Source organism: Variovorax sp. CF313 (assembly GCF_000282635.1).
Taxonomy (GTDB): Bacteria; Pseudomonadota; Gammaproteobacteria; order Burkholderiales; family Burkholderiaceae_C; genus Variovorax.
On sequence record NZ_AKIW01000018.1, the window covers coordinates 26,335 to 40,943 of the forward strand.

The following is a 14,609-nucleotide window of genomic DNA, read 5'->3' on the forward strand; positions in this document are numbered from 1 at the left end:
CCGGCAGGCAGGCCGCCTGCATTGAACCGAGAGCGCGCATCACCGCGCGCCGGGACGAACATGAACATCGACTTGAACAGCGACCTCGGCGAGAGCCTGGGCGTATGGCGCATGGGCGACGACGCCGCCATGCTTTCTCTCGTGAGCAGCGCCAACGTGGCCTGCGGCTTCCATGCGGGCGACCCGGCCGGCATTTTGCGCACCCTGCGCCAGGCGAAGGAGCGCGGCGTTGCCGTCGGCGCCCACGTGGCCTACCGCGACCTCGTAGGCTTCGGGCGCCGCAACATGGACGTCGACAGCGCCGACCTGCGCGCCGACGTCATCTACCAGATCGGCGCGCTCAAAGGCCTTGCCGCCGCTGCCGGCACCACAGTGCGCTACGTGAAGCCGCATGGCGCGCTCTACAACACCATCGCCCACGACGAGCGCCAGGCGCGCGACGTGATCGCTGCCATCCGCGAGGTCGATCCCGGCCTGTGCCTGGTGGCGCTGGCGGGCTCGCCGCTGCTGGGCTGGGCGCGCGGCGAAGGCCTGCGTGCCGTGGCCGAAGCCTTTGCCGACCGCGCCTACACGTCGCAGGGCACGCTGGTGTCGCGCCGCGAACCCGGCGCGGTGCTGCACGACGCCGACGAAGTGGCCGCGCGCATGCTGCGGCTGGCCACCGACGGCGTGGTCACGGCCATCGACGGCAGCACGGTGCGCATCGAGGCCGAGTCGGTCTGCGTGCACGGCGACAGCCCGGGCGCGGTCGAGATGGCGCGCCAGGTGCGCGCGCGGCTCGAACAGGCAGGCGTGACGATCCGCTCCTTCGTGGATTCAGCCGCATGACGATGCGCTTCCTGCCGGTCAACCTGAATGCGGTGCTGGTCGAGCTCGACGACCTGCCGCAGACCCTCGCGCTGCTGGCCTCGTTGCGCGCCGAACCCATCGCGGGCATCGAAGAATTGGTTCCTGCCGCGCGCACGCTGCTGATCACTTTCCGCCCGGCTGCGATTGCGGCCGATGAACTCGTGCGGCAGGTCGGCGGGCGCAGCCTCGACGCGCGCGAGACGCGCATCGACAAGCGCATCGAGATTCCCGTGCGCTACGACGGCGAAGACCTGGCCGAGGTGGCGGACCTGCTCGGCATCACGCCCGAAGAAGTGGTGTGCCGCCACACCGGCAGCGACTACACCGTCGCCTTCACCGGCTTCGCGCCGGGCTTCGCTTATCTCTCGGGCGGGCATCCGAGCCTGAACGTGCCGCGCCGCACGGTGCCGCGCACGCGCATTCCGGCGGGCGCGGTCGGCCTTGCGGGCAGCTTCAGCGGCGTCTACCCGCAGGCCAGCCCCGGCGGCTGGCAGATCATCGGCATCACCGATGCGCCGATGTGGGACCTGGCGCGCGAGACGCCGGCGCTGCTGCAGCCCGGCGACACGGTGCGCTTCGTGGATGTCACCGGATTGCCGCAGGCTGTGCCTGTGGCCGCGGCGTCCGCGCCTTCGCCACCCGCTGCTATGGAAGGCGGCTGCGCCTTCGAGATTCGCGCTGCGGGGCTGCAGGCGCTGCTGCAGGACGGCGGCCGGCACGGCCAGGCCGGTCAGGGCGTGTCGGCCTCCGGTGCGATGGATCAGCGCTCGCTGCAGGCGGCCAACCGGCTGGTCGGCAACGCATCGGACATGGCCTGCGTGGAGATCGCCTATGGCGGCTTCCAGCTTGCATGCCGTGGCGACGCGGTGGTCGCCATCACCGGCGCGGACGGCCCCGTCACGCTGACCCGCGCCGATGGCGCGAAGTGGCCGCTGCCGCGCTACCAGCCCATCGCGCTGGCCGATGGCGACGTGCTGGCGCTGGGCGAGCCGCAGGCCGGCATCCGCAGCTACATCGCCGTGCGCGGCGGCTTCGACATCGCGCCCGTGCTCGGCAGTCTCTCGACCGACACGCTGGCCCGCGTCGGCCCGCCAGCCATTGCCACGGGCGACGTGCTGCCCGTGCGCACGGTGGCCACCGGCGCCGTGGTCGGTGCGCCCGAAACGCCGCCGGCGGACCTGCCCACCGTGCAGGAAGAAGTCGTGCTCGACATCGTGTTCGGCCCGCGCACCGACTGGTTCACGCCCGATGCGGTCGAGCTTCTGTGCAGCCAGCGGTGGGCGGTCACGCCGCAATCGAACCGCGTCGGCATCCGGCTCGCGGGCGAGGTGCCGCTGGCACGCGCCAATCACGCAGAGCTGCCCAGCGAGGGCACGGCGCGCGGCTCGATCCAGGTGCCGCCCAGCGGCCAGCCCGTGCTGTTCCTGGCCGACCATCCGCTGACCGGCGGCTATCCCGTGATCGCCTCCGTCGCCACCCATCACCTGGACCGCGCGGGGCAGATCCCCGTGAATGCGCGCGTCCGCTTCAAGCCGATGGCCGACGCCGGCTTTGTTGAAACCCTTGCACCGTGAGAGCCTCCCGATGAAAAAACTCCTGATCGCCAACCGCGGCGAAATTGCCGTGCGCATCGCACGCGCCTGTGCCGACCACGGCGTGCAATCGGTCGCGGTGTACGCCGATGCCGACCTGAATGCGCTGCACGTGCGCATGGCCGACGAGGCCTACGGGCTCGACGGCAACAAGCCCGCAGACACCTACCTGAACATTGCCAAGTTGCTGGCAGTGGCCAAGCGCTGTGGCGCCGACGCGGTGCACCCGGGCTACGGCTTTCTCTCCGAGAGCGCGGCGTTCGCGCAGGCCGTCATCGACGCCGGCCTCACGTGGGTCGGCCCCTCGCCCGCGGCCATCGCGATGCTGGGCGACAAGGTGCAGGCCCGCAAGCTCGCGATGAAGGTCGGCGCGCCGCTGGTCGCGGGCACGGCCGATCCGGTGAAGAACGCTGGCGAGGTGCTCGCCTTCGCCGAGAAGCACGGCCTGCCGGTCGCGATCAAGGCCGCGTTCGGCGGCGGCGGCCGCGGCATCAAGGTGGCGTGGCGGCTCGACGAGGTGGAAGGTCTCTACGAATCGGCGGTGCGCGAGGCGGTGACGGCGTTCGGCCGCGGCGAGTGCTATGTCGAGCAGTTCCTCGACCGCCCGCGCCACGTCGAGGCGCAGGTGCTGGCCGACACGCACGGCAACGTTGTGGTGCTCGGCACGCGCGACTGCTCGCTGCAGCGGCGCAACCAGAAGCTGGTCGAAGAGGCGCCCGCGCCCTTCCTGAGTGACGAGCAGCGCGAACGCATTCACCAGTCGGCGCGCGACATCTGCGCGGAAGCCGGCTACACGGGCGCCGGCACGGTCGAGTTCATGCTGAGCGCGAGCGGTGCGATCTCTTTTCTCGAAGTGAACACGCGGCTGCAGGTGGAGCATCCGGTGACGGAGGAAACCACGGGCATCGACCTCGTGATCGAGCAGCTGCGCATTGCCGAGGGGCTGCCCTTGTCGATCAGGCAGACGCCGGTGCCGCGCGGCCATGCCTTCGAGTTCCGCATCAACGCCGAGGACGTGGGGCGCGGCTTCATGCCTTCGCCCGGGCCGGTCAAGGTGTTCGATGCGCCTTCGGGCCCCGGCGTGCGTGTCGATGCCGGTGTGGATGCCGGCTCGCAGGTGCCGGGCACCTTCGATTCGCTGATGGCCAAGCTCATCGTCACCGGCGCCACGCGCGAGCAGGCCGTCGCGCGGGCGCGCCGTGCGCTCAAGGAGTTCCGCATCGAGGGCCTGCCCACGGTGCTGCCATTCCACCGCGCCGTGATGGCGCACCCCGACTTCGTGTCGGGCGATGCATTCAAGGTGCACACGCGCTGGATCGAGACCGACTTCGCGAATGGCGAGGCCGCTGCGATGCGACCTGACCCGATGCCCGGCACGGCGCTGTTGCGCACGGCGATCGAAGTGGATGGGCGGCGGATGTCGCTGGGCTTGCCGGCCGTGCTGTTGAGTGGTTTGTCGTCTGCGGCTGCTGGTGGTGCGGGCATCGCAACGGCAGAACCGGCAGTGGCAGACGCCGCCGCCGTGGCCGCGCCGGTATCGGGCACGGTGCAAGGCTGGAAGGTGGCTGATGGCGACGAGGTCGCGGCGGGCAGCGTCATCGCCGTGATGGAGGCGATGAAGATGGAAATGCAGGTGCTCGCGCACCGGGCGGGGCGCATCGCTTTCTCGGTCGCCGCGGGTGGATACGTGGCCGCTGGCGCCGCCATTGCAACCATCGGCTGACATCGCGAGCCGGCTTGGGCAGTGATGAAAACCCTACTCGCCGCTGACGCAGTTGTTGCATCGCAACATGCTTTCGTGGCGCTTTTTTCTTGCCATACGACGAAAGGGCTCGGATTCCAGAAAGCGCGAATCGGGTGATTACTTCCCGATGAAATCTTTCGCGCTCAATGCCTCGTGCGACATGTTTTTACCCGGAAAACCGTCTCAGAAATTGTTGAAACGGCTTGTACATTGATTCGGAGTTAACGCTGCCGATTCATTCAAGACGTGGAGAAGTTCATGAGCACGGTCGATCCCCTGGGCGATGCATCTCCCCTCACTTCCGGCCAGATGGCCATGTGGCTCGGCGCGAAGTTCGCCTCGCCCGACACCAACTTCAATCTCGCCGAAGCCATCGACATAGAAGGCTGGATCGACCCCGCCGTCTTCATGGCGGCCATGCAGCAGGTGACGCAGGAAGCCGAGGCCACGCGCCTGCACTTCGTCGATACCGCACAGGGAGCGCGCCAAGTCGTCGCGCCGGTTTTCACGCGCGAGATTCCCTACCTGGACTTCAGCGGCGATGAAGATCCGGCCGCCGCGGCACAGGCCTGGATGCACGCCGACTTCAGCCGCAACATCGACCTGGCGGAAGGGCCGCTGTGGCTGTCCGCGCTGATTCGCATCGCACCCGAGCGCCATATCTGGTACCACCGCAGCCATCACATCGTGCTGGACGGTTTCGGCGGCGGGCTGATCGCGCGCCGTTTCGCGGACATCTACAGCGCACGCATCGCCGGCACCGACGTGCCCGAGGCTTCGCGCCTCGCGCCCATCTCGCAGCTGGCCGAGGAAGAAAAGGCCTATCGCGAGTCCGGCCGCTTTCCGCGCGACCGCCAGTACTGGACGGAACGCTTCGGCGATGCGCCCGATCCGCTGAGCCTCGCCTCGCACCGCTCGGTCAACGTCGGCGGCCTGCTGCGCCAGACCGCGTACCTGCCGGCCGCGAGCGTGCGGGCCTTGCAGGGCATCGCGCAGCAACTGGGCACCACGCTGCCGCAGATCCTGATCGCCACCACCGCGGCCTACCTGTACCGCGCCACCGGCGTCGAGGACATGGTGATCGGCATTCCGGTCACGGCGCGCCACAACGACCGCATGCGGCGCGTGCCGGCGATGGTGGCCAACGCATTGCCGCTGCGGCTCGCGATGCGCCCGGACCTGCCGGTGCCGGAACTGATCCACGAGGTCGGGCGGCAGATGCGGCAGATCCTGCGGCACCAGTCGTACCGCTACGAGCACCTGCGCAGCGACCTGAACATGCTGGTGAACAACCGGCAGCTGTTCACCACGGTGGTCAACGTCGAGCCCTTCGACTATGACTTCCGCTTCGCCGGGCATGCTGCCAAGCCGCGCAACCTGTCCAACGGCACGGCCGAGGACCTGGGCATCTTCCTCTACGAGCGCGGCAACGGGCAGGACCTGCAGATCGACTTCGACGCCAACCCGGCGGTGCACACCGCGCAGGCGCTGGCCGATCACCAGCGCCGGCTGCTGGCCTTCATGGCGGCGGTGATCCAACAGCCTGGCCAGGCCATCGGCCAGGTCGACCTGCTGCAAGCCGGCGAGCGCGAGCAGCTGCTGGTGACGTGGAACGACACGGCCCGCCCGGTGCCCGACACGAATCTCGCCGCGCTGATCGAGGCGCAGCTCGCCGCTCATCCGCAAGGCATCGCGCTGCGCTTCGACGGCGAGGCGATGCGCAACGACGAGCTGAACCGGCGCGCCAACCGCCTCGCCCACCTGCTGCGCGCGCGCGGCGCGGGACCGGAGCGCACCGTGGCGCTGGCCATTCCGCGTTCGATGGAGCTGATGGTGGCCTTGTTGGCCACGCTGAAGACCGGCGCGGCCTACCTGCCGGTGGACCCGGACTTTCCGCAGGACCGCATCGCCTTCATGCTCGGCGACGCACGGCCGGTGTGCCTGGTGACGACGGCGGCACTCGCGGAGGCGCTGCCGGCCGATGCCCCGAAATTGCTGCTCGATGTAGCGCAAACGTTTGCGGAACTGGGGACTTGTGCCGACACCGATCCCGGCATCGCCATCGATCCCTCGCACCCCGCCTATGTGATCTACACCTCCGGCTCGACCGGAAGGCCCAAGGGCGCGGTCGTGCCGCACCGCGCCATCGTCAATCGCCTGCGCTGGATGCAGGACCGCTACGGCCTGCAGGCCGACGACCGTGTGCTGCAGAAGACGCCGTCGAGCTTCGACGTGTCGGTGTGGGAATTCTTCTGGCCGCTGATCGACGGCGCCACGCTGGTGCTGGCGAAGCCGGGCGGCCACAAGGATGCGGCGTACCTCGCGGCGCTGATCGCGGACGAGGCCATCACCACCCTCCACTTCGTGCCGTCGATGCTGGAGGTTTTCCTGCTCGAGCCTACGGCCTCTGCGTGCACCACGCTGCGGCGTGTGATCTGCAGCGGCGAGGCTTTGTCGCCCGCGCTCCAGTCGCAGTTCCAGCAGCGCCTGTCGTGCGAACTGCACAACCTCTACGGACCGACCGAGGCGGCCGTCGATGTCACTTCATGGGGGTGCCCGCGCACGCCCGAAGAGGAACCGTCGTTGAAGAGCGTGCCCATCGGCCGGCCGATCTGGAACACGCAGATGCACGTGCTCGACAGCGGCCTGCAGCCGGTGCCGCCCGGCACCACCGGCGAGCTGTACATCGCGGGCATCGGCCTCGCGCGCGGCTACCTGAATCGCCCGCTGCTCAGCGCCGAGCGCTTCGTCGCCAACCCCTTCGGCGAACCCCAGCCGCATGTACCGCAGCGGCGATCTGGTGCGCTGGCGCAATGACGGCAGCCTCGATTTCCTGGGCCGCGCCGACCAGCAGGTGAAGATCCGCGGCTTTCGCATCGAGCCGGGCGAGATCGAGTCGGTGCTGCTGCGGCACCCGCAGGTGACGCAGGCGGCCGTGATCGCCCGCGAGGACGTGCCGGGCGAGAAGCGCCTCGTGGCCTACGTGGTCGCCGCCGCCGACCCGCAGCCGGCCGAGCTGCGCGCCCACATGGCGCGGGCGCTGCCCGACTACATGGTGCCCTCGGCCTTCGTCCACCTGCCGCTGCTGCCGCTGACCCAGAGCGGCAAGCTCGACCGCAAGGCGCTGCCGGCGCCCGAGCAGCGGGCCGCGGCGCACCATGCCGAACCCCGCACGCCCACCGAACGGCAGCTGGCCGCGCTCTGGGCCGAGACGCTGCACCTGGAGCGCGTGGGCATCCACGACAACTTCTTCGAGCTCGGCGGGCATTCGCTGATGGCCATCCAGCTCGGCATGCGCATCCGCCAGCAGCTGCGCGCGGACTTTCCGCATGCCGAGGTCTACAACCGCCCGTCGATCGCCGAGCTTGCCGCATGGCTCGACAACACCGCCGGCGCGGCCGAGGCGCTCGACCTGTCGCGCGAGCTCGACCTGCCCGCGCACATCCGCAGGCAGGATGCTGCGCCGCCGCTGGATGCGAAGCGGGTGTTCCTGACCGGCGCCAGCGGCTTCGTCGGCAGTCACCTGCTGGCTGCGCTGCTGCGCGACACATCGGCCTGCGTGGTCTGCCACGTGCGCGCCGCCGACGAGGAGGCGGGCAGGCGCCGCCTGCAGTTCACGCTGGCCCAGCGCCAGCTCGGCGCGATCTGGGACGACGCGCGCATCATGGTCGTGACCGGCGACCTCGGCCAACCGCGGCTCGGCCTCGACGACAACGCCGTGCAGTTGGTGCGCGACGGCTGCGACGCCATTTACCACTGCGCCGCGCAGGTCGACTTCCTGCATCCCTATGCGAGCCTGAAGCCCGCCAACGTCGACAGCGTGGTCACGCTGCTCGAGTGGACCGCGCAGGGCCGGCCCAAGAGCATGCACTACGTCTCGACGCTGGCGGTGATCGACCAGAACAACGGCAAGGAGGGTGCCGTCACCGAGCAGTCGGCACTGGCCTCCTGGAGCGGGCTGGTCGACGGCTACAGCCAGAGCAAGTGGGTCGGCGACGCGCTGGCCCGCGAGGCGCAGGCGCGCGGCATGCCGGTGGCGATCTACCGGCTGGGCGCGGTCACCGGCGACCACACACACGCGATCTGCAACGCCGAGGACCTGATCTGGCGCGTGGCGCATCTCTATGCCGACCTGGAAGCGATTCCCGACATGGACCTGCCGCTCAACCTGACGCCGGTGGACGACGTGGCGCGCGCCATCCTCGGCCTTGCGGGCCGGCAGGCGTCATGGGGCCAGGTGTTCCACCTGATGAGCCAGGAGGCGCTGCGGGTGCGCGACATACCGCCGGTGTTCGAGCGGCTCGGCATGCGGCTCGAACCGGTGGGGCTCGAGCCCTGGCTTGAACGCGCGCATGAACGGCTCGCCGTCGGGCAAGACCGCGACCTTGCGGCGGTGCTGGCCATCCTTGACCGCTACGACACCTCGGCTACGCCACCGCAGGTCAGCGGCGCGGCCACGCATGCGCAGCTCGAAGCTATCGGCGCAGCGATCCGGCCGGTCGACCGCGAGCTGCTGCAGCGCTACTTCGTCGACCTCGGCATCGACACCAAGGCGCGCCGGGCCCTGGAAACCAGCACGTCCTAGGAGGAGCGACATGGCACGCTATCTCATCGCCGCAACCGCCTTGCCGGGACACGTGCTGCCGATGCTGGCCATCGCCCAGCACCTGGTGGGCCTCGGGCACGAGGTGCGGGTGCACACCGCGAGCCGGTTCAGGGCGCAGGCCGAGGCCGCTGGCGCGACGTTCACGGCCTTCGAAGCCGCGATCGATTTCGATCATCGCGAGCTCGACCAGCGTTTCCCGCAGCGCCAGCGCCTGCCGTCGGCTCATGCGCAAATGTGCTTCGGCCTCAAGCACTTCTTCGCCGACGCCATGGCCGCGCAGCGCGCCGGCCTGCGCGCGATTTTGGATGACTTCGAGGCCGATGCCATCGTGGTCGACACGATGTTCTGCGGCACCTTCCCGCTGCTGCTCGGGCCGCGCGAGCAGCGCCCGGCGGTCGTGGCCATCGGCATCTCGGCGCTGCCGCTGTCGAGCTGCGACACCGCCTTCTTCGGCACCGCGCTGCCGCCGTCGTCCACGCCGCAAGGGCGCGTGCGCAACCGGGCGATGAACGCCAACCTCAAGCAGGCGATGTTCGGCGAGGTGCAGCGCTACTTCGATGCGCTGCTGACATGCGCGGGCCTGCCTGCGCTGCCGGATTTCTTCATCGACGCCATGGTCAGGCTGCCGGATCTCTACCTGCAGCTGACGGCCGCATCCTTCGAATACCCGCGCAGCGACCTGCCCGCCTCGGTGCGTTTCGTCGGCCCGCTGCTCGCGCCCGCCAGCCGCGACTTCACGCCGCCCGACTGGTGGCATGAGCTGGACGATGGCCGCTCGGTCGTGCTGGTCACGCAGGGCACGCTGGCCAACCAGAATCCGGCGCAGTTGATCGGCCCCACGCTGCAGGCGCTGGCCGGCGCGAAGGACATCCAGGTCATCGCCACCACCGGCGGCCCGCTGCCGGCTGCGCTGGGCATGGCCATTCCGGCCAATGCCCGCGTGCTGCCTTTCCTGCCTTACGACCGCCTGCTGCCCAAGGTGCATGCGATGGTGACCAACGGCGGCTACGGCTCGGTCAACCATGCGCTGAGCCTCGGCGTGCCGCTGGCGGTGGCCGGAGCCACCGAGGAAAAGCCCGAGATCGCGGCGCGCGTGGCCTGGTCGGGCGCAGGCATCAACCTCGGCAACGGGCAACCGGCCGCGCGCCAGATCGGCGACGCGGTGCGAAGGCTGTTGAGCGAACCGACCTACCGCCAGCGTGCGGGCACGCTGCGCGAAGACTTCGCGCGCCATCACGCGCTGGGCGAAATCACCGCGGCCCTCGCGGCGCTGCACAAGGCTGCCCCCGAGTCCGTGGAAACGGCTTGAATCTCTGCAAGGAAATCGACGATGAGCAATCCGTTTGACGACAAGAACGCCACCTTCCTCGTGCTGGTCAATGAAGAAGGACAGCACTCGCTGTGGCCGAGCTTCATTGCAGTGCCCACCGGCTGGGAGATTGCGCTGGCCGCGACCGACAGGGCGGCCTGCAGCGCCTTCATCGAGGCGAACTGGACCGACATGCGGCCGCGGTCCCTCGTGGCCGGGGATTGCGACGCCATCAAGGCATGAGGGCGTTCGCCCTGCATCGGCGTGGCGCTGCGTGGGCGTATGCGTCGCGGTTCCGCGTGCCGGCTGCAGGTGGTGAAGCGGCCGAGGGCTTTGCGCAGAACAAGGAACACGCCGAGCCAGCGGCGCGAGATGAGGGGCGGATGGTCTCGAGCCTTGCGCCGGCTACAAGCTGGAATGCTCGACCCGCTTCCGGGAAATAAGCACCAGGACGCTATCGCGTGCCAGCGTCGCGAAGCGGCCCTTCGGGATGGCCCCAATATGGGGCGACGGTCCCCGAATCGGGGCGGCTTGCATCTTGCGCACCACATTTGTTTTCGACATGGGTGCATGAGCCTTGTATACCACTGGCATGATTCATGCGGCTCGGGGATGGCACGGCCTTTTGGCGACCAGGCGTGCGCTCGAGATCAAACCCACAACTACTCTTCTTTGTTCAGGAATCATGAAATTCAGCAGATTGCAAATCGTTCTGGGACTCGCGCTCAGCGGTCTCATGGCAACCGGCGCAGTCCATGCGCAAAGCGCGTTGGACACCATCCTGAAGAACAAGAAGATCGCAATCGGGGTGCCTCCTGATTTCCCGCCTTATGGATCCATGGACCGGGACTTCAAGATGCATGGCTTGGACATCGACATGGCCAACTACATCGGGGCCAAGCTCGGCGTGGAGGTCGACCTGATACCCGTGACCAGTGCCAATCGCATTCCATATCTGCAGAAAAGAAAAGCTGCATTGGTCATCGCCACCTTGGGAAAGAATCCGGATCGCGAGAAGCAGATCGACTTTGCCGCCGCGTATTCGCCTTTCTATCAAGCCATCTTCGGTGCGAAGACCTTGAGCATCAAGAACTTCGCCGACCTGTCGGGGAGGTCGATCGCAGTCACACGCGGCTCGGTCGAAGACCAGGAACTCAACAAGGTTGCACCAGCAGGTGCCGATATCAGGCGCTTCGACGACAACACCAGAACCGTCGCGGCCTTCGTGTCCGGACAGGCCCAATTGATCGCCACGGGGGCATCCGTCGCGAACACCGTCATGAGCAGCAATCCCTCGCTCGGCATCACCTACAAGCTGCTGTTGAAAGAGAGCCCGAACTACATCGGAGTGGCCAAGGGCGAGGATTCATTGCGGCTGAGGGTGAACGGCATCATCGACGAGGCGAAGAAGAACGGCGAACTGGACAAGTTGTCGATGAAATGGCTGGAGCGCCCGGCGGGCGAGCTGCCGCAGTAGATCCGAATCGCCACGACACGGTTGAGGACGCTCGTCGTCGGGCTCGGGTGCGTGCCCGTATCGGCGACGCGCCAGTCCAAGGCGAACTGACGCTGCTCCTTCGGCGCAATGCCGGCCTGGCTCACGGCCCGACGCCAGCGCGCCAGATCCGATTGCATCCTTTGTGCGAGCGACCTTCGACCGCTTCCGCGATTGCCGGTGCGGCACCCTCGCAGGTCGTGCTCGAACCGCTCGCTGCGTCCGACCCACGATTGCAATTGCTCCAGACGTGCATCCACTGTGGAGTCAAACTTTCCCTTCGGCTTTCTCGATATGTTCAAAAAATGAGATTCAGCCACTCATTTTTAGGGCCATTCGAATGCTCGTTACCGTCCCTTCGGTGCGTCACACTGATGGCGGTCATGCCTGTCTAGACGTTCGAGCCAGTCAGCGCGACAAGGCTCATCCAATCCGTCGTCCAGTTCGTGCATGCCGATGCCCGCCAGGATTCATGTTGAGCCTGCAGTTCGGGCACCCCGCTGACATTTCTGACTTGCCTGGCCATTCGATGTGACAACGCACGTCACTCATGCGTGTGCGGCAGCCGTGGCAGCGCGTGCAATGCATCCATCCGTGCTACCGAGATCGCTTCGTGGAGCCATGCAAGCGCGTGGCATGCACTTTGCGGAATCTATTTTTTACATATTTGCGATAGATGACACATCCACTGAACGACGACGGGAATGACTTCCTGCTGGATCGCCGTGTTTTCTTTCTCGGCACCGCGGGCGCCTTGGCCCTGGGCGCCGCAGGTTGCGGCGGGGGAGGTGGAGGGTTTTCGACGGTAGGGGGAATTCCCGCGCGGCAGCAGTCGCAACAACAGATATCGGGTGCAACTCCCGATGCCACTGGCGCTGTCGCTGCCACCGATCCTGTCACCGCCACCGATCCCGTCGCGCCCGACCCGACGGCTCCTCCGACGCATGTGAGGAAGCTCAACCACCCCGGCCTGCTGCACACGGAGGCCGACCTGAAACGCATCCGGGACAAGCTGGCCGCCAGCGCGCAGCCCTGGGTCGCTGGCTGGAACATGCTGCTCAACGGCCGCCGCGCCAACCTCGATGCGAAGCCGGTCCCCCTGGAGACCGTGATCCGCGGCGTCGACGGGCAGAACTTCGGCCAGATGATCGTCGACATGCAGCGCGCCCTTCACCTCGCGCTGCGCTGGAAGATCACGGGCGACGAAGACTACGCCAGGAAGGCGGTGGAGTTTCTCAACGCCTGGTCGTCGACCCTGACCAAGCTGGGTGGCAACTCGAACGTCTTCCTCGCCTCGGGCCTCTATGGCTACCAATGGGCCGATGCCGCCGAGCTGATGCGCAGCTATGCCGGCTGGGCGCCGGAGGACGTCACCCGTTTCCAGACCATGCTGCTGAAGGTGTTCTATCCGTTGTGCCACGACTTCCTGGTCAATCACAACGGCACCGAGACACGAAAGGTCACCCACTATTGGGCCAACTGGGACCTGTGCAACATCTGCTCGATCTACGCGATAGGCGTGTTCTGCGACCGGCTCGATCTGACCGATGAAGCGGTCAAGTACTACAAGACCGGCCGGGGCAACGGCGCGAGTGCCCAGAACGTCTATTTCGTGCACCCGGGCCATCTGGGCCAATGGCAGGAAAGCCACCGCGACCAGGGCCACTCGACCTTGGGCATCGCTCTGGCCGGCGCGCTGTGCGAGATGGCCTGGAACCAGGGCGAAGACCTCTACGGGTACTGGAACAACCGGCTGCTGTCCGGCGCCGAGTACGTCGCCCAGACGAACCTGAGCGACGCCAACGGCAACCCATACACGATGCCGTTCACCCCGTACACCGGCGTCTTCGGCACAGGCACCGCGGTGGCGGGGACGGGAAGCCCGCGGCCCTGCTGGGAACTCATCTACAACCACTACGTGAACCGCAAGGGCCTCGCGGCACCGTGGACCAAGGCAATCGTCGACAAGGTACGGCCGGAGCGCGCCGATGGCGGCGACAGCACCGGCCTGGGCACGCTGCTCTATGCGCGCGATCCGGTCCCTGCCGCCAAACCCAGCGGCCTGAGCGCGTTCCTCAGCGGCGGCAAGGTGCTGCTGTCGTGGTGGGGCAGTGCCGGCGCCACGCATTACCTCGTTCAGCGCGCCGCTTCGCCCGAGGGCCCGTTCACGACCCTCTCGCAAGTCACTGATCCCCGCACCTACACCGACGGCCCGGCCCAAGGCACCTGGTACTACCGGATCGATGCCGTGACCGGCGAAGGCGAGCTCGCCGGCGCGCAGACCCTGCGCGTGGCCGTCCCCGGCGAGCTGTGGCTGCACCTGCCGCTCAACCGGGATGCCAACGATGCCAGCGGCCACGGCCTGCATGCCCAGTTGAAGGGCGGCACAAGCTGGGGTGAAGGACGCACGGGCGGAGGCGCGGTGCAGCTCGACGGCCGCAGCGGTCACGTCGCGCTGCCCGATGGGGCCGTGTCGGCCCTGGGCGATTTCACGATCGCGCTGTGGGTCTACTGGGATGCCTCTGCGGTCAATACGCGCATCTTCGATTTCGGCTCCAACGACGTGGCCTACATGGCGGTCATCCCGCGCGATGGCAAAGACCAGCTCCGCTTCATGTCCACGCGCGTGCAGTTCTGGAACGAAGAGTCCGTGTCGTCCGCGAGCGCGCTGCCCATCGGCCGTTGGGTGCATGTGGCGATCACGCTCTCCGGCACCGTGGGCACTCTCTATGTCGACGGCTCGCCGGTCGCCAGCGAGAGCGAGATCCGGATGCCGCCCTTCCAGTTCGGCCATACCACGCAAACCTGGCTGGGCCGCTCGCAGTACGGCGGCGATCCGTTCTTCAAAGGCCGGATGCAGGACCTTCGCATCTACAGCGGGGCGCAGGATGCGGCCTTCATCGCGGACCTGGCTCGCTGACAGCCGTAGGGCAGCTGCACAGCCTTCAATCCAGCTCGGCGGCCATCACAAGCCGCGGGGAACCCGGCAACCCTGAACCAGAACCGGCGTGCAC

Annotated in this window: 9 protein-coding genes; all 9 read left to right on the forward strand. The window is 67.8% G+C overall.

Annotated features, from left to right (window positions below; all coding sequences use genetic code 11):
• The first annotated feature begins 60 nt into the window (after positions 1–60).
• The 9 genes from PMI12_RS05745 to PMI12_RS05780 all read left to right on the forward strand — a co-directional run bounded on the left by PMI12_RS05745 (position 61) and on the right by PMI12_RS05780 (position 14,515).
• Positions 61–828, forward strand: coding sequence for a LamB/YcsF family protein (locus tag PMI12_RS05745; RefSeq protein WP_009124777.1), 768 nt, complete (start codon positions 61–63; stop codon positions 826–828).
• Between the two features lie 2 nt (positions 829–830).
• Positions 831–2,423 carry an urea amidolyase family protein gene (locus PMI12_RS05750; RefSeq protein ID WP_042672911.1) on the forward strand — a complete coding sequence of 531 codons (1,593 nt, stop codon included), beginning with the start codon at positions 831–833 and terminating at the stop codon, positions 2,421–2,423.
• 10 nt (positions 2,424–2,433) lie between these two features.
• On the forward strand, positions 2,434–4,164 hold the full coding sequence (locus tag PMI12_RS05755) for an acetyl/propionyl/methylcrotonyl-CoA carboxylase subunit alpha (protein WP_009124782.1): 1,731 nt from the start codon (positions 2,434–2,436) through the stop codon (positions 4,162–4,164).
• 279 nt (positions 4,165–4,443) lie between these two features.
• Positions 4,444–7,002 (forward strand): amino acid adenylation domain-containing protein, encoded by a 2,559-nt coding sequence (locus PMI12_RS29350; RefSeq protein WP_009124784.1) that lies wholly within the window; start codon positions 4,444–4,446, stop codon positions 7,000–7,002.
• Positions 6,965–8,770, forward strand: a complete 1,806-nt coding sequence (locus PMI12_RS29355) for a thioester reductase domain-containing protein (protein ID WP_009124786.1) — start codon at positions 6,965–6,967, stop codon at positions 8,768–8,770. The genes PMI12_RS29350 and PMI12_RS29355 overlap by 38 nt, the downstream gene beginning before the upstream one ends.
• 10 nt (positions 8,771–8,780) lie before the next feature.
• Positions 8,781–10,100: a glycosyltransferase gene (locus PMI12_RS05765; protein WP_009124787.1), complete on the forward strand. Its 1,320-nt coding sequence runs from the start codon at positions 8,781–8,783 to the stop codon at positions 10,098–10,100.
• Positions 10,101–10,121: 21 nt separating this feature from the next.
• Positions 10,122–10,343, forward strand: a complete 222-nt coding sequence (locus PMI12_RS05770; RefSeq protein ID WP_009124789.1) for an MbtH family protein — start codon at positions 10,122–10,124, stop codon at positions 10,341–10,343.
• Positions 10,344–10,785: 442 nt separating this feature from the next.
• On the forward strand, positions 10,786–11,577 hold the full coding sequence (locus PMI12_RS05775; protein WP_009124790.1) for a transporter substrate-binding domain-containing protein: 792 nt from the start codon (positions 10,786–10,788) through the stop codon (positions 11,575–11,577).
• 694 nt (positions 11,578–12,271) lie between these two features.
• Positions 12,272–14,515, forward strand: coding sequence for a LamG-like jellyroll fold domain-containing protein (locus PMI12_RS05780; RefSeq protein WP_009124792.1), 2,244 nt, complete (start codon positions 12,272–12,274; stop codon positions 14,513–14,515).
• Positions 14,516–14,609: the final 94 nt, after the last annotated feature.

What these genes read in the sequence shown, in the direction of transcription:
- PMI12_RS05775 (WP_009124790.1), top strand. Translation starts at nt 10,786, where the DNA reads ATGAAATTCAGCAGATTGCAAATCGTTCTGGGACTCGCGCTCAGCGGT.
- PMI12_RS29355 (WP_009124786.1), top strand. Translation starts at nt 6,965, where the DNA reads ATGTACCGCAGCGGCGATCTGGTGCGCTGGCGCAATGACGGCAGCCTC.
- PMI12_RS05770 (WP_009124789.1), top strand. Translation starts at nt 10,122, where the DNA reads ATGAGCAATCCGTTTGACGACAAGAACGCCACCTTCCTCGTGCTGGTC.
- PMI12_RS05755 (WP_009124782.1), top strand. Translation starts at nt 2,434, where the DNA reads ATGAAAAAACTCCTGATCGCCAACCGCGGCGAAATTGCCGTGCGCATC.
- PMI12_RS05750 (WP_042672911.1), top strand. Translation starts at nt 831, where the DNA reads ATGCGCTTCCTGCCGGTCAACCTGAATGCGGTGCTGGTCGAGCTCGAC.
- PMI12_RS05780 (WP_009124792.1), top strand. Translation starts at nt 12,272, where the DNA reads ATGACACATCCACTGAACGACGACGGGAATGACTTCCTGCTGGATCGC.
- PMI12_RS05745 (WP_009124777.1), top strand. Translation starts at nt 61, where the DNA reads ATGAACATCGACTTGAACAGCGACCTCGGCGAGAGCCTGGGCGTATGG.
- PMI12_RS29350 (WP_009124784.1), top strand. Translation starts at nt 4,444, where the DNA reads ATGAGCACGGTCGATCCCCTGGGCGATGCATCTCCCCTCACTTCCGGC.
- PMI12_RS05765 (WP_009124787.1), top strand. Translation starts at nt 8,781, where the DNA reads ATGGCACGCTATCTCATCGCCGCAACCGCCTTGCCGGGACACGTGCTG.